The sequence below is a fragment of the Dokdonia pacifica genome, from assembly GCF_900188275.1.
In the GTDB taxonomy this organism is placed as follows: domain Bacteria; phylum Bacteroidota; class Bacteroidia; order Flavobacteriales; family Flavobacteriaceae; genus Dokdonia; species Dokdonia pacifica.
The window spans coordinates 238,234-259,378 of record NZ_FZNY01000001.1 but is presented as its reverse complement, the minus strand read 5'-3'; the positions used below and the strand labels follow the sequence as shown (position 1 = coordinate 259,378).

Genomic DNA, 21,145 nt, shown 5'->3' with positions numbered 1-21,145 from the left:
GTAATGCTATGAAAAATATAGGAATAAAGATCTCTCTCTATCTAAATTATTTTGTTTTTGCAATCTTGCTAAATAGTGTTGGGATTGTGATTTCCAAATCTATTAATGTTTATAATATTGGTGAAGGCGATGCTTCTGTTTTGGAAGCTTTTAAAGACATGCCTATTGCGATAGTTTCTTTTATCGTAGCATCATTTCTACCTCGTTTTGGTTATAAAAAAGCAATGCTAATTGCCTTAGCAATTGTTTTTCTAGGCTGTATAGGTATGTATTATGGAAATACATTTGATACCGCTAAGTTATTATTTATGTCAGTAGGGATCAGTTTTGCTCTCATAAAGTTATCGGTATATAGTCTTATAGGAGTTATTACCAATAATTCTAGGGAACATTCGTCATTGATGAGTTCTATAGAAGGTTTCTTTATGGTGGGTATCGCTTCTGCATATTTTATTTTTCCTGCTTTTTATAGTGAAGATCCAAACTCTTGGCTCAATGTATATCCAGTATTGTGTGCTCTAATTGGTTTTTCATTCATATTATTACTTTTTTCAAAAATTGATATTCCAATTGAAACATCTGGAAACGATTTAAAAAGCGATATTAAAAATTCGATAGGGCTATTAGTGATTCCGCTTGTTTTAATATTTATTTTTTCTGCATTTTTCTTTGTTATGGTAGAACAAGGAATTATGACTTGGTTACCACGTTTTAATGAGAAAATATTTTCTTTTTCAGAAAAATTAAGTGTGCAAATGGCTTCAATACTTGCATTGTCATTAGCTGCCGGTAGATTTATAGCAGGTTGGGTGTCTAAAAAAATTGCTTGGGAAAAAATAGTCATTGTTTGCTCTATTATTTCTGTGATAATATTACTTAGTGTATTACCGCAATTGAAACCAAGTGGAGACAGTTTAATTTTAACAGCGCTAGAAGATGTGCCTATGTTAGGATTTATTCTGCCATTAATAGGTTTGTTTATAGCTCCAATTTACCCACTTTTAAATTCTACAGTTTTAAGTAATTTACCTAAAAATCTCCATTCCCCTATGTCTGGATTAATTATTGTTTTTTCAGCATTAGGTGGTACTATTGGCTCTAGGATAGTTGGAGAATTGTTTGAAAGTATTGGAGGAGTAAAGGCCTTTTACTTCTTGATTATTCCAATAATATTACTAATACTATCTGTGATTTTTATTAAAAAACTAATCAAGAAAAGTAATGCAGTTCAAGGGTAATATAGAAGAGACTCTTCAGCGGTTACTATCTCAAGAAGATACTGATGGAGATAAAAAAATTACGATAGAAGATAAAGGACCTAAAGCATTTACAATAGATCTTCTTTCTGAGGATGGTTTCGCGAAAGCGTATGTCATAAAAGGCACCTATTACTTATCAAACTTTCTACAAGAACTTGCCTTAGAAAAAGCTCTTGGAAAGACCGAAGCCATTATTCCATTATCTAAAATAGAAGAGGCGCCAACTGCACGTGTTTCTAGGATGATTAAAGATTATTTTTGGGATGATTTAACGCGTACATTAGATGCAGAAGGCTTGCGTAAAAGCCTAGGAGATGACAAGGCAACAGATGCCACACAACGATTATATGTGCCCATAACAGATGCAGAAGGCGTGGCTTATTATCAAAACATACAACAGCAATTTCCGAATCTGGAAGTTGTGATACTTCCAAAAGAAATTACGCCAACATATGTAAAATCAATTAATGAAAAACCAGGTGTTCTAGCATTAGCGTTACAAGAAGGGAAAGGTGTCCCATTTGTAGTGCCTGGAGGAAGATTTAATGAAATGTATGGGTGGGATAGTTATTTTGAAGGGGTAGGACTTATTCTTGATGGGCGTATTGATCTTGCCAAAGCCATGGTAGATAACTTCTGTTATCAAATTACACACTATGGTAAAATATTAAATGCAAATCGATCGTATTACCTTACCAGAACGCAACCGCCTTTTTTGAGTTCGTTTATTCGTGAAGTATATGAAGCAGCTCCTTCTATTGGAAAAGAATGGTTAGCGAGTGTTTTAAAGGTGGCAATTCAAGAATATGAAACCGTTTGGATGCAGGCACCTCGTCTTACAGAAAATGGATTGAATCGCTATTATGCACAAGGTGTTGGGATTCCTCCTGAGACTGAAGAAGGGCATTTTGATGATGTATTATCCGCTTTCGCGAAAAGTGCGAGTCGCACAGACAATGAAGGGGGCCTCTTTTCAATCAAAGCATATGTGGAACTGTACCAATCTGGAGCACTAAAAGAACCAAAGCTAGATAGCTATTTTACGCACGACCGAAGCCTACGAGAAAGTGGACATGATACTTCGTGGCGACTCGATGATGTATGCGCCGACTTGAATACAGTAGATATAAATAGTTTATTATATAAATATGAAATAGACTTTGCCTACCTCATTGACACCTATTTTAATGGAGTGTTTGAAGGATATCAAGAATCTCATTGGAAAATGGTAGCACAACAAAGGATTGAGCGTATGAATATGTTGATGTGGAATGAAGAGCGAGGGCAATACTTTGACTATAACATCCAAACCAAAGAACAAACGCACTTTGAAAGCGCTTCTAATTATATACCCCTTTGGGCAGGAATAGCAAGTGAGAAAGATGCAAGTCAGATGTTGCAATCTCTAATGAATGACTTGAAAGAAAAAGGTGGGGTTGCAGGAACTTCTAAAAAGATGAATGATCAAGTTCTGGAAGGAGCTGTACAACGCCAATGGGATTATCCTAACGGATGGGCGCCACATCAAATGATGATTTGGAGAGGCCTTAAAAACTATAACTTTGAAGAAGCACTACAAGAACTTATTTATAGATGGCTATGGATGATTACTCGTAATGCCGTCGATTATAACGGAACAATTCCAGAAAAATACGATGTAGTTGCTTGTACCCATAAAGTATATGCAGAGTATGGTAATGTAGGAACTGAGTTTGATTATATTACTACCAGTGGTTTTGGATGGATGAATGCATCTTACCAATATGGACTCTCTTTGTTACATCCTGATTTAAGAAATAAACTAGATCAGTTAATAGATCCTGACACCTTGTTTTAAATGTTGCATTTATTAAAAATAAAAGAAGAATCTGAGGTTTTTAATACAAATCATTCAGTAGATACTGTCGAAAAAACAATTCGAGAAGAAATAGATGCTACTTTTACAAGTAAGCAATTTAATTTTTCAGGAGAATATCAAGGAAGTATGTCTTATGTATTAAAAGATCAATTTTCTTTTATGGTTTTGAAACCCTCCTTTGGTCCATTAGTTTTTTTGGAAGTACATTTAAAAAAAAGTACTCAATTCGAGGAAGAAATAAGTAGTTTAAAGGTCAAAAAAAGGCTAGGGAAAACATTCTATTTTCATTTTTGGTTTCCTCTTTTTTTAGCTTTTATGGTGTTTTTACTTATTTCATATTTATATACTGTAAATTCACTTGCTTTCAGTTTTGAAATACTATTTTTTATTGGAATACCCATTTTATGGGGCTTAATTATATATGTAGTAGCATATTTTAAATTGGAAAGTCAAGTTTCAAGATTTGAAAGACTTTTAAAATCAAATAATATCTCCTTTTTAGAAAAGAAGTAAAATAATGACTCCATACCAACATTCCATAGAACTTCTAAAAAAAGTAGCAACGCCTCAGGGCTTTTTAGCTAGTGCTAACGATATTGCAAATTATAAACGCGTATGGGCTCGTGATGGGGTGATATGCGGTTTGGCAGGATTATTAGATGGTGATGAAATGCTTGTCGCTACAATGAAAAACACCTTGCTTACATTGGCAAATCATCAGCATGAAAATGGGATGATTCCTTCTAATGTGTATTTTGAAGAAGGAAAATCTTCGGTGAGTTATGGAGGGCTAGCTGGACGTGTAGATACTGTTGCATGGTTTATCATAGGGGTGTGTCAATATGTATATAAAACTGGCGACACCTCTTTTTTACACCAATTACAACCGCATATTCATAAAGGATTTCAAATTCAACAAAGTTGGGAATACAATGCTGGAGATTTAATGTATGTGCCTCGTAGTGGTAATTGGGCAGATGAGTATCCTACACAAGGATTTATTCTATATGACCAATTGCTAAGATTGTGGGCGTTGCGATCTTATTTGCACTTTGATAAAGATGTAGTTTTACAAGAAAAAGAAAAAGCGATTACACAAAAAATACGCGCCAATTATAAGAAAAGCGATACCAAAGAAAATCGGTATCATCCTAAAGCATATCAAAACCTGAAAGCTACACCATACTGGGTAGCCTCTTTAGAACCTGCAGGCTATCAAACACAATTTGACGCGTTTGCATCAAGTCTAGCACTTCTGTTAAATGTAGGAACTCCCCAAGATCATAAAGAATTGATAAACTATACAGAAACACTTCGTCTTTCATTAGATTTGCAACTTGTCCCAGCTTTTTGGCCAGTTATAAAAGAAGGGGATGAAGATTGGAAATGGCTCACCAATAATTGTAAATACGAATTTCGTAATTACCCATATGAATTCCATAATGGCGGAACATGGCAAATGGTAAATGGGTTTTATGGAGTGGGATTAGTAATACAAGGAGAAAAAGATAAAGCAAGACAAGTACATGCTCAAATTGAACAGTTAAATCAAATAGAAGATTGGAGTTTTTACGAAAACTTCAACTCTGAAAAAGGAGCCCCTAATGGAGTTCCGTTTTGCACTTGGAGCGCCGCAGGAAGTGTATTGCTTGAGCAAACATTAAATAATAATAAATTACTAGTGTAATACGTGAATCATACAGACAACATAGATATTTTTTGTGTAGGGGAAACTCTTATTGATTTTATAGGACATCAAGAAGAAGTTGCTATAGAAGAAACAAAAGATTATCATCGTTATTTAGGAGGCTCTCCTACCAATGTAGCGATGAACATGACTCGGTTAGGTGTCAAAGTTTGCTTGGCAAGTACCATTGGTGAAGATGGATTTGGAACTTATATATTAGATAAACTAAAAGATAATAGAGTAAATACAACGTATGTGCGTAAAGATGCCATACAGCCTACATCTGTCATATTTGTTTCTAAAACAAAAGGAACCCCTGATTTTATCCCTTTTCGAAAGGCAGATACCATGATTACTGAAAATCAGATTCCTACAGAAGTACTTGAAAATACGCGTATTTTTCACACAACGGCTTTTGCTTTAAGTAAAAACCCTTCTCGTAATACCATTTTAGCAAAGGCAAAAGAAGCGCATGAGCTAGGGGTTACCCTAAGTATTGACATTAATTATTCTCCCAGAATATGGCCAGACAGGTTAAAGGCAATGGAGACAATTAAAACATATTGTCAGTATGACCCTTTGGTGAAAATTAGTGAAGATGATATGGAACGCCTTTTTGAAGAGCACCTTTCTCATGAAGAAATCTTTACATTTTTTCATGATCACCTTAATGTGACCACAGTGTGTTTAACATTGGGAAGTAAAGGAGTTACGCTTTCGCGAAAGCATAAAACACCTATCACCCTTCCTGCCGAAAAAGTGGAAAATATCATGGATGCAACAGGAGCTGGAGATGCTTTTTGGAGTGGCTTTTTGTTTGCTTATCTAAAAGAATTTCCTGTAGAAAGATGCCTTAAAATTGCGCTGACATTAGCAGCCATTAAATTGCAAAATGTAGGTAGATTACCACCCAATATGGATGTCCTTTCAGAATTATTGAGAATTACATAAGCTCTTGTTTATAATTAAGCAACCTATGAGCCATTAGAATATCTTATTTTTGCAAGTCAATTACCAACTATGAAGAAGTACAATAATAAACGTCGAGAAGCATTAGTATATCACGCAAAACCAATGCCTGGTAAAATTGCTGTCGTTCCCACAAAAAAATACGCAACTCAAAGAGACCTTGCATTAGCATATTCTCCAGGAGTAGCAGAACCCTGTCTAGAAATAGACAAAAATGTAGAAAATGTATATAAGTATACAGCAAAAGGAAATTTAGTAGCAGTTATTTCTAATGGTACAGCCGTTTTAGGTCTAGGAGATATTGGTCCTGAAGCGTCAAAACCTGTAATGGAAGGAAAAGGATTGCTCTTTAAAATTTTTGCAGGGATAGACGTATTTGATATAGAAGTAGATACAAAAGATGTAGATGCATTTGTAGAAACGGTAAAGAATATAGCGCCTACCTTTGGAGGAATTAATCTAGAAGATATTGCAGCACCAGAAGCTTTTGAAATAGAACGTAGACTTAAAGAAGAGCTTGATATTCCAGTGATGCATGATGATCAACATGGAACTGCTATTATTTCTGCAGCGGCATTGTTAAATGCATTAGAGATTGCGGATAAAAAAATAGGAGAAGTACGTATTGTCATAAGTGGTGCAGGAGCCGCGGCTGTTTCTTGTACTCGCTTGTATAAGGCATTTGGAGCACGTAGTGAAAATATAGTAATGCTGGATAGCAAGGGTGTTATCAGAAAAGATAGAGACGTCTTATCTAAAGAAAAAGATGAGTTTGCTACACATAGAAAAATAGATACTTTGGACGAGGCGATGAAAGATGCCGATGTTTTTGTAGGTCTTTCTATTGCAGATATCGTATCGCCAGAAATGATACTTTCTATGGCAGAAAACCCAATAGTTTTTGCCATGGCAAATCCAGATCCTGAAATTGCGTATGACCTTGCCTGTCGTACTCGTAAAGATATTATTATGGCTACAGGTCGTTCTGATCATCCTAACCAAGTAAATAACGTATTAGGATTTCCATTTATCTTTAGAGGAGCCCTAGATGTAAGAGCAACAGGAATTAATGAGGAAATGAAAATGGCTGCTGTAAAGGCATTGGCACAATTAGCTAAAGAGCCTGTTCCTGAACAAGTAAATATTGCATACGGAGAAACTCGCTTTACTTTTGGAAGAGACTATATCATACCCAAACCTTTTGATCCTAGATTAATTACTACAGTGCCTCCTGCAGTTGCAAAAGCAGCAATGGAGAGTGGTATTGCACAAGAACCTATTAAAGATTGGAATGCCTATGAAGATGCATTATTAGAAAGATTAGGTGAAGATAATAAGATAGTGAGACTCTTATTAGATAGAGCACGTCGTGATCCTAAACGTATTGTTTTTGCAGAATCAGATCAGTTAGATGTCTTGAAAGCTGCTCAGATTGTACATGATGAAGGGATTGCAATTCCTGTATTGCTAGGAAATAGAGAAGTGATTCTAGAACTAAAAGAAGAGATAGATTTTGATGCAGATGTAGAAATTATAGATCCAAAATCTAAAGAGCAAGTGCCGCAAGTAAATGCATATGCAGAGATTTATTGGAAAGCGCGCGAGCGTAAAGGAATTACCTTGTTTGAAGCAAAAAAATTATTAAGACAGCGTGATTATTTTGCCGCAATGATGGTTAATGAAGGAGATGCCCACGGAATGTTATCTGGGCATAGTAGAAGTTATCCATCTGTAGTAAAACCTTTATTAGAGGTAATAGGCCCAGCGCCAGGTGTACAGAAAGTAGCAGCTTGTAACTTAATGATTACATCACGAGGTCCTTTATTTTTAGCAGATACTTCTATAAATATTGATCCTACAGCAAAAGAACTTGCATATATTGCTCACATGACCGCTACTACAGTAAAAATGTTTGGTTTAGAACCCGTAGTTGCTATGACAAGTTATGCAAACTTCGGATCTTCTAGCAATGAGAAAGCAACAAAAGTAGGTGATGCGGTAGCTTATTTACATAGGCATTATCCAGATCTTATTGTAGATGGAGAAGTACAGGCAGATTTTGCACTTAATAAGGATATGTTACAAAGCAAATTCCCGTTTTCTAAACTAGCAGGTAAAAAAGTAAATACTTTGGTGTTTTCAAATATAGAGAGTGCAAACATTACCTATAAAATGGTAAAAGAGCTTGAAAAAGCAGCGAATATCGGACCAATTATGCTTGGAATGCGTAAACCTGTTCACGTGCTGCAATTAGGAGCTAGCGTTGATGAGATGGTGAGTATGGCTGCGATTGCGGTGATAGATGCTCAAAAGAAAGAAAAGCACGGTATGTAATATATTGTTTCTAAGTATGCTTTCGCGAAAGCGTACTCATTAAGAATCTATCCGTAATGATGACTCTCGGTAAAGATATTTTCTTACATTTACGGGCTTAACACTAGAAATAAAGATGATTACTCATTTAAGGGGTAGGCTTATCGAAAAGAATCCAACCTATGTGGTCGTAGACTGCAATGGGGTTGGGTATTTTGTTAATATATCACTGCACACGTTTTCTGCTTTACCACAAGCAGAAGCCATATCTATTTATACACACCTTCAAGTTAAAGAAGATAGTCATACCTTATACGGGTTTATGGATGTGATGGAGCGTGAGATATTTAGATTGTTGATTTCTGTTTCTGGAATTGGGACAAGTACAGCTAGGACAATGTTGTCTTCTTTACATCCTGATCAAATAAAACAAGCAATAGCATCAAATGATGTGGCTACTATACAAGGAATCAAAGGAATAGGGGCAAAAACGGCGCAACGAGTTATTTTAGATTTAAAAGATAAAATCTTAAAAGTGTTTGATTTGGATGTCAATTCTGCCTTACAGAGCAATACACACAAAGATGAAGCGTTATCAGCATTAGAAACATTAGGTTTTGCAAGAAAACAATCCGAAAAAGTTTGTATGCAAATACTTAAAGAAAAGCCGGATGCTAGTGTAGAGATGATTATAAAAGAAGCATTAAAAAAATTATAAAGCCATTTTGGGGACAAAATATTACTTAAAATTACATATACGTTTATTAGCTATTATAGGAATGTTCTTCTTAGGAACCTCTTCATTAATGGCTCAAGAAGGTAACCAACCAACAGTGCAAGATTCAGTACCAACTACATTTTCTTTTGGAAACTTGTCCTTGCCTAATCCTAATAGTATTGTTACAAAATATACCTATGATCCAGAAACAGATCGATACGTGTATACAGAACAATTAGGGTCTTTTAATATTAATTATCCACTTATTTTAACACCTGAAGAATATTTTCGTCGCCTCAGAGATGAGCAAATGAAACAATATTTTGATGAGAAAGTAGCAGCATTAGATGGAAGAACAGATGAAGGAAAAGATGCTCAAAAGAGTTTAATACCAACACTATATGTAAAATCTGATCTTTTTGAAACTATATTTGGAGGAAATGAAATAGAATTTACACCTCAAGGATCTGTAGAAATGGATCTAGGTGTCTTATTTACTAAACAAGATAACCCCGCCTTTTCACCTCGTAATAGAAGTAACTTAACCTTTGATTTTGATCAACGTATTAGTTTGAGTTTACTTGGAAAAGTAGGAGAGCGTTTGCAAGTAACGGCAAACTATGATACAGAATCTACTTTTGATTTTCAAAACCAAATTAAATTAGAATATACGCCTACAGAAGATGATATTATTCAAAAAATAGAAGTAGGTAATGTGGCAATGCCACTTAATAGCTCCTTGATACAAGGGTCTCAAAGTTTGTTTGGGGTAAAAACCGAATTGCAATTTGGGAAAACAAGCATAACAGCTGTTTTTGCTGAGAATAGATCACAACCTCGTACAGTAACTGCAGAAGGAGGAGCAACTGTTCAAGATTTTGAAGTGGCAGCATTAGATTATGACGAAAACAGACACTTCTTTTTAGCACACTACTTTAGAGATACTTATGATGAGTCTCTAAGGAATTATCCATTTGTAAATAACAACATCCAGATTACACGTATGGAAGTTTGGATAACCAATAGGCAAAACCAAACTCAGGATGCACGTAATATTGTTGCGATTCAGGATATAGGGGAAGCAAACCCAACTAATATTGGTTTGGATTTTCCTCCTACAGGATTTATAAATAGTCCTGCATCTGCTTTTCCAGATAATTCTAATAATGATTTTAACCCTAGGGGAATTACAAATCCTAGTGTGCAATCTGTACTAAATAGCTCTATTAGAGATGTGGCAACAGTACAACAGGGATTTGGTGGCGTACAAGTAAGTGACGGAGTTGATTATGTGTTATTAGAAAATGCACGTAAACTACAACCTAACCAATATACATTATACCCTAGATTAGGGTATGTCTCATTAAATCAGCGATTAAATAATGATGAAGTACTTGGGGTTGCATTCCAATATACAGTGGGAGGTCAGGTATTTCAAGTTGGAGAATTTGCAAATGATGGTGTAGAAGCAACAAATGGAGATCGTCCTGATGCAGATGGAGATGGTATTCCTGATATTGCAGATGCAGATAGCCCAGTGACTAGACCCGATCAAGATAATGATGGAATTGCTGATGATGCCGATGCTGATATTAATGGAGATGGTGTCCCTAATGGACAAGATGCAGATGGAAATGGTATTTTGGATACTGTAATTCCAGCAGGTCAAGCAGGAAGTCCTCAGAATCTTGTTGTTAAAATGCTTAAAAGTAATTTGACAAACGTACAAGAACCTGTATGGGACTTAATGATGAAAAACATTTACCCTTTAGGTGCTTTTCAATTAGAGCAAGATGGTTTCCGTATGAATATCGTATATGCCGATCCTTCTCCCTTAAACTTTATTACACCTGTTCCAGGAGCTACGTTACCAACTTTATTTAATGGAAATACAGATCCAGGAGAATCAGGTAGTAATGCAGATCGAGGAGCGTTAGAATCTAATACATTATTGCGATTATTTAACTTAGATCGTTTAACTGCTTTTGGAGACCCTCAGGTAGGTGGAGATGGTTTCTTTGATTTTGTTCCAGGAACCACAGTTCATGTGCAAAATGGAAGTATCGTGTTTACAACTGTAGAGCCTTTTGGAGAACACTTATTTAATATCCTTCGTAGTGATGATTCTGAGGTTTATGATGATGGTATTGCAAACTCAGATAATGAGTTAAATACATTCAACCCTCATCAGGAAGAATATGTATACAGGACACTTTACAAGTCTACCAAAACAATAGCACGTGATAATGCTGAAAAAAATAAGTTCCTGCTTAAAGGACGTTATAAGTCTACTCAAGAGCAAGGAATATCTTTAGGAGCATTTAATATTCCTCAAGGATCAGTTACAGTAACAGCAGGTGGACGTCCGTTAGTTGAAGGGTTAGACTATACTGTTAATTATCAGTTAGGACGTGTTATCATATTAGATAAATCTCTTGAAGCTTCAGGTATTCCTATCACCGCTTCTGTAGAGAATAATGCTGTTTTTGGACAGCAAAACAAACGTTTTACAGGACTTAATGTAGAGCATAGGTTTAGTGAAGACTTTATTATTGGAGGTACGTTCTTGAATTTAAATGAACGACCACTTACACAAAAAGCAACGTATAGTTTTGAGCCGATAAACAATACTATTTTTGGAATTAATGCTAGTTATTCAACAGAGGTGCCCTTCTTAACTAGAATGGTAAATAAACTGCCAAATATAGATACAGATGCGCCTTCAAATTTCTCTATAAGAGGAGAGGCAGCATTCTTATCACCGGGACAACCTAAGGGAACTGATTTTAATGGAGAGGCAACTTCGTATATAGAAGATTTTGAAGCGTCGCAAACTGCCATTGATGTAAGTAGCCCATTGCAATGGTTCTTATCTTCAGCTCCAGTAGGATTTGGAGGAGAATTACCTAATAATGACCTTGCAGGAGGATTTAGAAGAGCAAAACTAGCTTGGTATACAATTGACCCCGTATTCTATAATGCACAACGTCCTGGCGAAATATCTGATACAGATCTTTCATTGCCGGAAACACGTCGTGTTTTTAGAGATGAGATTTTTCCACAACAGGATATTGTAGCTGGACAAACACAAGCATTATTTACACTCGATTTAGCATACTTCCCAGACGAAAGAGGGCCTTATAACTTTAGTAATGATGCGCAGGATCAACAATTAAGTAATCCAGAACAAAATTTTGGAGGTATTATGAGACAACTTACCTCTACAGATTTTGAACAAGCGAATGTGGAGTTTGTTGAATTCTGGTTATTAGATCCATTTTTTGCAAATAATGATACTACAAACCCTGGAGGTAAATTGACTATAAATTTAGGAAGTATCTCTGAAGATATCCTTAAAGATGGTCGTAAACAATATGAAAATGGACTTCCAGAAATAGCATTTCCACAACCTGGATTTGATGACGCTACTACTTCTACTAACTGGGGTAAAGTGCCTACCAATCAATCTTTGGTATATGCTTTTGATACTGAAGGAGCAGCGCGTACCAATCAAGATGTTGGATATGATGGATTAAATGATGCTGAAGAAGCAAACTTATATCCTGGATTTGCAGCACTCCCTGATCCAGCAGGAGATAACTATGATTATTTCTTAAATGCATCTGGAGGCGTTGTTGAACGTTATAAGAGCTTTAACAACTTACAAGGAAACTCTCCAGTAGAAGTTACGCAAACCAATAGAGGTTCTACGACATTCCCAGATATAGAAGATGTCAATCAGGATAATACAATGAATACGATTGATGCTTATTTCGAATACGAACTAGATATCAATCCAAGTTCTCTTAATATTGAGACAAACGAATTTGTAACTGACGTACGTGAGCTTACAGTAACAACACAAGATGGATCTTCTTTACCGACACGTTGGGTGCAATTCAGAGTTCCAATTAGTCAAGCGACAAACGTAGTAGGAGGTATTTCTGATTTTAGAGCTATACGTTTTATGCGTATGTATATGAGTAACTGGCAAGATGATGTTATTCTTCGTTTCGGTACACTAGATTTAGTGCGTGGAGATTTTAGAAGATACTTATTGACATTAGATCCTGATGAGACTACAGAGCAAGATCAAGCAGATAATACATTATTTGAAGTGGCTGCTGTTAATATTGAAGCAAACGAAACACGCTCTCCAGTGCCATATAATCTACCTCCAGGAGTACAGAGAGAGCGATTAAATAATAACAATAATAATATTCGTCAGAATGAACAATCACTATCTATACGTGTAAATGGTCTAGAAGAACAGGATTCAAGAGGAGTTTATAAGTTCTATAATCTAGACATGAGACAGTATAAGAATCTGCGTATGTTTATGCATGCAGAAGCACTGGTTGAAGATGGTAGTGACGGATTAGATAATGAAAATATTGTCGGTTTTGTACGTATGGGTACAGACCTTAATAGTAATTTCTATCAAATAGAATTGGGATTAGAGCCAACCCCATTTAATGTAGCTCAGACAGATCGAGAAGCTATATGGCCTTCAGTAAATGAAATGAACCTTGATTTAGAATTACTACAAACTATTAAATCAAAAGTGATTTCTGGAGACGTCGAAGATGATCCTGATGAAATTACATACTTTGATCAAAATGGAGATCGTATTTTAAATGCAGATGAAGTATGTTATGTGCCTGGAGAATTAAGAATAGGAATTAAAGGTCTTCCAAGTTTTGGTGATATTAGAACCTTATTATTAGGGGTTAAAAATGGAAACCCAAGAACAAGTATTGATATTGGATGTTCACCTGGAGAAATAGGAGGAGAAGTATGGTTTAATGAACTTCGTCTTTCAGATTTAAGTAATGAAGGAGGATGGGCCGCTGTTGTAAATGCTGATGGGAATATCGCCGATTTTGCTACAGTTTCTGCTACAGGTAGACAGAGTACAGTAGGATTTGGAAGTATAGAACAAGGACCTGCAGAACGTAGTCTTGAAGATGTGTTCCAATATGATGTAGTTACAAATGTAAATGTCGGACAGCTATTACCTAAAAAATGGGGAATCCAATTACCTTTTAACTATGCAATAGGAGAGGAGATTATTACTCCTAAATTCGATCCTCAGTTCTTAGATTTAGAACTAGATGATAGACTTGCCAATGCTGCGACGCAAGAAGAAAGAAATGAAATAGAAGGAGCGGCTATAGATTATACACGACGTAAAAGTATCAACTTTATAGGTGTTCGTAAAGAACGTACTGGAGAAGCAAAACCACAGCCCTATGATGTAGAAAACTTAACATTCTCTTATTCTTATAGCCAGACAGATCATAAAGATTTTGAAATTGAACAGTCAAGAGACCAAAATGTTCGTCTTGGTGGTACTTATAGTTTTGATTTTGAAAATAAACCTGTAGAGCCATTTAAAAAGAATGATTCGTTATTTACAGGTAAATACTGGAAATTCCTTAAAGATTTTAATTTTAATTATTTACCATCTAATATCTCTGTGAGTTCTAATATTGTAAGACAATACAATGAGCAAAAATTTAGAGACCTGTTAGGTAGTGAAAGTGATATTAGTATTCCAAGGCTTTTTCAACGTAATTATCTTTTTGACTGGCAATACAGTGTGAATTTCCCAATTACAAATAGCTTGCGATTTAATTATGATGTAAGTCATAATCGAATTGTACGTAATTATTTAGATAATGACGGAAACCCTAGTTTCTTAGATGAGAACGGAGAAGAGATAGAAGGTTTTGGAGTATACGATGGATTCTTTGATGTAGGACAACCCAATACACATTTTGGAACATTGCAATTAAACTATGATGTCCCTTTTGATAAATTCCCATTCTTAGAGTGGATAACAAATACAACCTATTCATATACTGCTAGCTATACTTGGCAAAGAGGCTCGCAACAGTTTCAAACACTAGATGGTATTCCTGATTTAGGAAATTCTGTAGAAAATAGGAACACACATGCTATTAATAGTACGCTCGAAATGGATAAGCTCTACAAGTATATTGGGCTTAAAAAGAAAACTAAAGGCGGAAATAATATCAAGGATAGATTGCGAGGAGTTCCTTCTCCTACTGATGAAGAAAAAGGAGGTGCATTAACGCAAAAAGAGGGCACTACAAGTACACTTGGAGGTGCAGATAAAGCTCTTAATACGGGTATTGGATTATTAACAGCCTTAAAGAGAGTACAAATAAATTATCAAGAAGATAATGGTATATTTCTTCCAGGGTATCTTCCTTCAATTGGTTTTTCAGGAAGTTTAAGGCCTACAGCTGGGTTTATTTTTGGAAGTCAAGCAGAAGTAAGAGAGCTAGCTGCTCGTAATGGTTGGTTAACATTATTTCAAGATTTTAATCAACAGTATAGAGAGGTTGAAAGTAGAAATTTAGGTATACAAGCACGTATAGGATTGCTTAAAGACCTAGATATAGACCTTAATTTCAATCGTATTTTTCAAGAAAATTACTCAGAAAACTATAGGGTAGACCCAGTAACATTACAATATGAATCCCTGACTGGTAATAATTTTGGAAACTTTAATATCTCTACATTGCTTATAGGTACTGCCTTTAGTAAAAGCACTTCAGATTTTTCAGAAGCATTTAATACGTTTAGAGATAACAGAATTCAAGTGGCAGACCGTTTAGCTACAAGATTTTATGGAACTGCCGAATTTGAAAGAGATGAAAATGGATTCCCTGTAGGTTTTGGACGTACAAATCAATCGGTACTCTTGCCAGCTTTCTTAGCGGCATACACAGGTAGAGATGTTTCAAAAACAAAAACAGGGCCTTTTAGAGATATTCCATTACCAAACTGGAATATTAAGTATACAGGATTAATGCGTTTAAAGTGGTTTAAGCAAAACTTTAAAAGATTCTCTATGCAGCATGGGTATACTGCGGGATATACGATTAATCAGTTTAATACAAATCTAGCTTTTAATAGAGATACAGATTTTAATCCTGAAACAGCACAAACAGATCAAGCAGGAAACTTCTTAAACCCTACATTGTATGGTAGTGTTACATTAACAGAACAATTTACACCATTGATGCGCTTGGATTTTGAAATGAAAAACTCGGTTAAAATTCTTGCTGAAGTTAAACGTGATAGAGCATTAGGTTTAAGTTTTGATAATAATATCCTTACAGAAATAAAAGGAGATGAATATGTGTTAGGGTTAGGATATCGTATTAAAGATTTAACATTCGTTACTAATTTTGGAGGAAGAAGAAAAGTGTTAAAAAGTGATCTTAACTTTAAAGCAGATCTTTCTTTAAGACGTAATGAAACCATTATTAGATATCTTGATATTGATAATAGTCAGACTACTGCAGGACAAGATATATATGGGTTGCAGTTTACAGCAGACTATGCGTTAAGTAAAAATTTAACAGCATTGTTCTTTTATGATCATACATTCTCTACATTTGCAATATCAACAGCTTTCCCACAGACTACTATTAGGTCTGGGTTTACGTTAAGATATAATTTTGGAAACTAGTATGATGAGCGTATAATATACGCTTTCGCGAAAGCATAAACACAAACACACACATAATAATAAACTAATGAGCATACCAGCAGAATTAAAGTACACAAAAGATCACGAGTGGATACGTATCGATGGAGATACTGCTACCGTGGGTATAACACATTTTGCCCAAGGAGAATTGGGAGATATTGTATATGTTGAAGTAGAAACAGTAGATGAAACGCTTGATAAAGACGAGGTTTTTGGAACTGTAGAAGCTGTAAAAACGGTGTCTGACCTTTTTCTTCCTTTAACAGGAGAGATTGTAGAGTTTAATGAAGCGCTTGAGGATGATCCAGAACTTGTAAATAAAGATCCTTATGGCGAAGGATGGATGATCAAATTAAAAATAGCCAATACAGAAGAAGTTGAAGATCTTCTAGATGCTGATGGTTATGCGTCTATTATTGGGGCATAAATCAATATTTGTAATTGCTATAGTATATACAATAGCACTTACATTAGGGTCGTTAATGCGTCCAGTACATATCGTAGAACATCCTATATCAAATATAGATAAGCTCTTGCATGCAGGGGCTTATTTTGGTTTAACAGTTTTGTGGATTTTATGGGTGTTTTTTAAGCGCTCTTCAAAAACTGATATTTCACCAAAAATACTGTGGAAAATTGTTTCTGGTATAGTTGTTGTAACTGTTCTATATGGAGTTTTGATGGAAGTACTACAAGGTACAGTTACTTCTTATAGAACTCCCGATATATGGGACATTGTAGCAAATACTACAGGTAGTGTACTTGCTTTAATGGCTTGTCTATTATATATTAACAAATCCAAGATGCTAAAATCAAAGTTTTAGTTTTATTTTAGGATTTTATTTCGTTAATTTACTTCTTTAATATTCACAATTATGGAAAACAAGAAAAATCCAAAAGCAGATCTTAGTAAACGTAGTCTGTTTTTTTTTCAAATAGGACTTATCGCCATTCTCTTGATAGTATATGGTGTAATAGAAAAAAAGACCTATGAGAAGAGCGATATTAATTTAGCACAGCTAAGTTCAGATGATGATGAAGAAGATATTCCAATCGTAGAATTAAATACCCCACCTCCTCCGCCACCGCCACCGCCACCACCAGCACCGGAAATTATTGAAGTGGTAGAAGATGAAGAAGAAATAGAAGAAACTATTATAGATTCTCAAGAAGTTTCACAAGATGAAGAGATTGTTGAAGTAGAAGAAGTAGAAGTTGTTGAGGAAGAAGAAGAAATTGCAGATGTACCATTTGCAGTTATCGAAAATGTTCCAATTTTTCCTGGTTGTGAAAGTAAAAAGAACAATGCAGAGCGTAAAGCCTGTATGAGTGAAAAAGTAAGTAAACTTGTAAATAGAAAATTTAATACAGAACTTGGATCTGACTTAGGATTAAGTGGTGTAAATAGAATTTTTGTGAGTTTCAAAATTGATAAAAACGGAAATATTGTAAATATCCGTTCAAGAGCTCCACATCCTAGACTAGAACAGGAAGCGGCTCGTGTAATTAAATTACTTCCTAAAATGACGCCTGGTAAACAAAGAGGTAAGCCAGTAGGAGTATTATATTCACTTCCAATTACATTTAAAGTAGAAGATTAATTTCTTTCTTTTCATAAAATATAGAAATCCCGATTGCATTTGCTTTCGGGATTTCTTTTTTTGGTATGCTTGTTGATTTGCTTTAAAAATTGTTTAACATTTTAAAATCAAATCTTATGAAAAATTCACAAGAAAGTAAGGATGTTCGCCAAAACATACCTTACACAAAATCACGCAAGCATGAAGCAAATTTACGAAGAAATCCCACATTACACTTTCAGATAGGGTTGATCCTATCATTATTGGTAGCTATTCTGTTTATAGAAATGCGTATGCCTACAAAAGCAGAAAAAGGACCCTATGATGGTCTAGAGCAAGAAGAGCCTCTGTGGGCTGATGTTTTTGAGCTAGAAAAAGTGAAGGTAGAAAAGATTACTCAAAAGCAACCACCACCACCTCAAGAGCAGCAGCCAGATGAGTTTACAGAAGTAGAAGATGATGATGATTTGCTTGAAGAGTTTATAGATGATACAGAAGCAAGTCAAGATGATATTATATCTGATGATCAATTACAAACGCTAGATGATATAGACCCTGATGAAGGAGATATCGCTCCTATTCCAGTAAGCTTTGTTCAGTATGTACCAATTTTTCCTGGATGTGAAGGTTTAAACTCAAATGAAGAACGCAAAGATTGTATGAGTAGTAAAATTTCTAAAATCATTAATAGAAAATTTAATACAGATTTAGGAGGTGAATTAGGACTTTCAGGAGTTCATAGAATTCATGTGCAATTTACAATCAATGATCAAGGAGTTGTTTCTGATATGAAAGCGCGAGGGCCTCACGTAAGACTAGAACAAGAGGCAAAACGTGTTATAGATTTGATTCCAGATATGACACCTGGAAGACAAGGTGATAAACCTGTAGGAGTTATCTATTCACTACCTATTACATTTAAGGTACAGGATTAATTATAATATAATGACCTAAATAAAACTCGTTACTACTCAGTAACGAGTTTTTTGTATTTAAAATTCCTATCTTTCGCCTATTAATGCATAATACCTACCATATGCACAAATATGTTACCCTTCTTATTAGTATCCTAGTAGTAGCCTCTATACAGGCGCAAATCAATGTTAACCCAAGTGAATTTGAGAAGTATCCTATATTTCCAGGTTGTGAAACAGTAGCTGTTGCAGAAATTCCTAATTGTTTCAATTCAAAACTAATTCAGTTTTTTATTGATAAGTTTGAAATGCCCTCAAGAGTTAATGAAGAACAATATCAAGGACAAATGGTAATGCTTTTTGAAGTGACTACCAAAGGAGAATTCAAACTCCTCAATACAGATGCTGTTTATGTAGAGCTTAAGGATGAGGCTCAAAAAGTTTTTGATCAACTTCCAAAAATTCAACCCGCAACCTATAATGGAGAGCCAGCATATATCCAGTTTTCTATGCCTGTGAAAATTCCGCTTTCGCGAAATGCAATACAAGATTTCACTACTTCGGAAGAAAATACGTCTAAAAAAACTGAAACAAATGCACTTGAAGCTCAAGCAGCTTCAAAAGAGCTAGAAAATATTAAAAGTGGTGTCTTTGAAAGAAAAGTGCAGTATGAAAGCCAGCTTAATATTCCTTTCTCTCATGAAGTCTATTCTAGATTTGATAAGGCACTAAATCAAATAGGCGTAAATACGCACACATCTAGTCGTCCTTTCTTATATGATGTAGTAAATAACTACCATAACTTTGACTCTATAGTAAGCACATTGCAGCTAGATAAGAAAAGCTGGTTTGGACGTAAGTTTTTTAATGAACATATGATTCGTTTTCAAGGCGATGGTTATTGGTTTACCATCAATCCAGGGGCAGACCTTGCTTTAGGAACCGAAACCGACGATCGTAAAGTTGAAAATCTTACCTATAATAATACAAGAACTGTTTTTATTCAAGGAGGTATCGGAAATAAGTTTAGTTTCTATACAGCACTGTATGAAAGTCAAGGACGATTTGCTCAATATTATAATGATTTTGCAAGATCCCTTCGTCCTGATGGAGGTAACCCTGCTGTAATACCAGGAAGAGGAATTGCTGCCGAAGGTAGAGGAGGAGATTTTGATTACCCTGTAGCCGAAGGATATGTATCCTATACACCTAATAAATATTTTAATTTTCAAGCCGGAACAGGACAACAATTTATTGGTGATGGATATCGCTCATTATTACTAAGTGATGTATCTGCAAATTATCCATTCTTTAAAATTAATACGACTATCTGGAGATTGAAGTATACAAACACATGGTCTTCTATAAAAGATGTAAGACCTGAAGTAACTGCAGATGGAGCCTTCACTAATAAGTTTGCTGTAAATCATTATTTAAGTTATAATGTAAATAACAAACTAAATATAGGACTCTTCGAATCTGTAATATCAGCAAGTGAAGATAACGGAGGGTTTGATGCAAGCTTACTCAATCCTATTATTTTCCTTAGAAATGTAGAATTTCAGAGAGGTTCCCGAGGTGGAAATGCATTAATAGGATTGACAGGAAAATATAAATTTTCAAATAATATCAATATGTATGGGCAACTTGTAATAGATGAATTGCGTCTTTCTGAACTTACAAGTGGCAATCAAAACTTTAGAAATAAACATGGGATCCAATTAGGGGTAAAATATTATGATGCATTCAAAGTTTCTAATCTTACATTACAAGCAGAGTTTAATCAAGTAAGACCTTATACATTCTCTAATAATGATCCATTGTTAAGTTATACAAATACCAATCAACCATTAGCACATCCTTATGGAGCAAACTTTAGAGAGTTTATTGCGATTGCTCGTTATCGTACAGATAGATGGTATGGAAATGCACGTATTATCTATGGACAAAGAGGATTTGAAGGAGATATAGATGATGTGTTCTTTGGAGGAAATAACCTTTTTGGGAGTGAAGATAATAGACCAAGTGATAATGGTATCGAATTATTACAAGGAAATAGAGTGAACTCTTTATATGCAGATTTGGAAGTAGGATATCTTATCAATCCAGTGACTAACCTTAAAGCATTTATAAATCCAATTTTTAGAGATTTTAGTTCAGAGATGCAAACAGATACCGTATTTGATACTAGTACGCTATGGTTTAATGTAGGTTTTAGAACAGACTTGTTCAATTGGTACTTTGATAACTAATACGTTTTGAAACTTAGAGAGTTTTAATTATACGCTTTCGCGAAAGCGTATACTGAATGATTTTAAA

At 35.1% G+C, this 21,145-nt stretch carries 13 protein-coding genes; all 13 read left to right on the top strand.

Going from position 1 to position 21,145, the window contains the following annotated elements; all coding sequences use genetic code 11:
- The first annotated feature begins 8 nt into the window (after positions 1–8).
- Positions 9–1,238 carry an MFS transporter gene (locus tag CHB80_RS01195; RefSeq protein ID WP_089369614.1) on the top strand — a complete coding sequence of 410 codons (1,230 nt, stop codon included), beginning with the start codon at positions 9–11 and terminating at the stop codon, positions 1,236–1,238.
- Complete coding sequence (locus CHB80_RS01190; protein WP_089369613.1) at positions 1,222–3,096, top strand: alpha,alpha-trehalase; 1,875 nt, start codon at positions 1,222–1,224, stop codon at positions 3,094–3,096. Before CHB80_RS01195 ends, CHB80_RS01190 begins: the two co-directional genes overlap by 17 nt.
- Before the next feature lie 3 nt (positions 3,097–3,099).
- Positions 3,100–3,630, top strand: a complete 531-nt coding sequence (locus CHB80_RS01185) for an exosortase/archaeosortase family protein (protein ID WP_143337025.1) — start codon at positions 3,100–3,102, stop codon at positions 3,628–3,630.
- Positions 3,631–3,634: 4 nt separating this feature from the next.
- Complete coding sequence (locus CHB80_RS01180) at positions 3,635–4,804, top strand: glycoside hydrolase 100 family protein (RefSeq protein ID WP_089369611.1); 1,170 nt, start codon at positions 3,635–3,637, stop codon at positions 4,802–4,804.
- Positions 4,805–4,807: 3 nt separating this feature from the next.
- On the top strand, positions 4,808–5,755 hold the full coding sequence (locus CHB80_RS01175; RefSeq protein ID WP_089369610.1) for a carbohydrate kinase family protein: 948 nt from the start codon (positions 4,808–4,810) through the stop codon (positions 5,753–5,755).
- Between the two features lie 69 nt (positions 5,756–5,824).
- The gene (locus CHB80_RS01170) at positions 5,825–8,107 is read left to right on the top strand and encodes an NADP-dependent malic enzyme (RefSeq protein ID WP_089369609.1); all 2,283 of its coding nucleotides are present in this window, start codon (positions 5,825–5,827) and stop codon (positions 8,105–8,107) included.
- Positions 8,108–8,222: 115 nt separating this feature from the next.
- On the top strand, positions 8,223–8,804 hold the full coding sequence (gene ruvA, locus CHB80_RS01165; RefSeq protein WP_089369608.1) for a Holliday junction branch migration protein RuvA: 582 nt from the start codon (positions 8,223–8,225) through the stop codon (positions 8,802–8,804).
- Between the two features lie 61 nt (positions 8,805–8,865).
- Positions 8,866–16,311 (top strand): T9SS outer membrane translocon Sov/SprA, encoded by a 7,446-nt coding sequence (sov, locus tag CHB80_RS01160; protein ID WP_089370735.1) that lies wholly within the window; start codon positions 8,866–8,868, stop codon positions 16,309–16,311.
- 67 nt (positions 16,312–16,378) lie between these two features.
- Positions 16,379–16,759, top strand: a complete 381-nt coding sequence (gene gcvH, locus CHB80_RS01155) for a glycine cleavage system protein GcvH (RefSeq protein ID WP_089369607.1) — start codon at positions 16,379–16,381, stop codon at positions 16,757–16,759.
- A complete protein-coding gene (locus tag CHB80_RS01150) occupies positions 16,737–17,156 on the top strand; it encodes a VanZ family protein (RefSeq protein WP_179218057.1) in 420 nt (139 codons plus the stop codon). Before gcvH ends, CHB80_RS01150 begins: the two co-directional genes overlap by 23 nt.
- A gap of 51 nt (positions 17,157–17,207) precedes the next feature.
- A complete protein-coding gene (locus CHB80_RS01145) occupies positions 17,208–17,933 on the top strand; it encodes an energy transducer TonB (RefSeq protein WP_089369605.1) in 726 nt (241 codons plus the stop codon).
- A 116-nt stretch (positions 17,934–18,049) separates the two neighbouring features.
- On the top strand, positions 18,050–18,847 hold the full coding sequence (locus tag CHB80_RS01140; RefSeq protein WP_089369604.1) for an energy transducer TonB: 798 nt from the start codon (positions 18,050–18,052) through the stop codon (positions 18,845–18,847).
- Between the two features lie 101 nt (positions 18,848–18,948).
- A complete protein-coding gene (locus tag CHB80_RS01135) occupies positions 18,949–21,078 on the top strand; it encodes a gliding motility protein RemB (RefSeq protein WP_089369603.1) in 2,130 nt (709 codons plus the stop codon).
- The last annotated feature ends 67 nt before the right edge of the window (positions 21,079–21,145 follow it).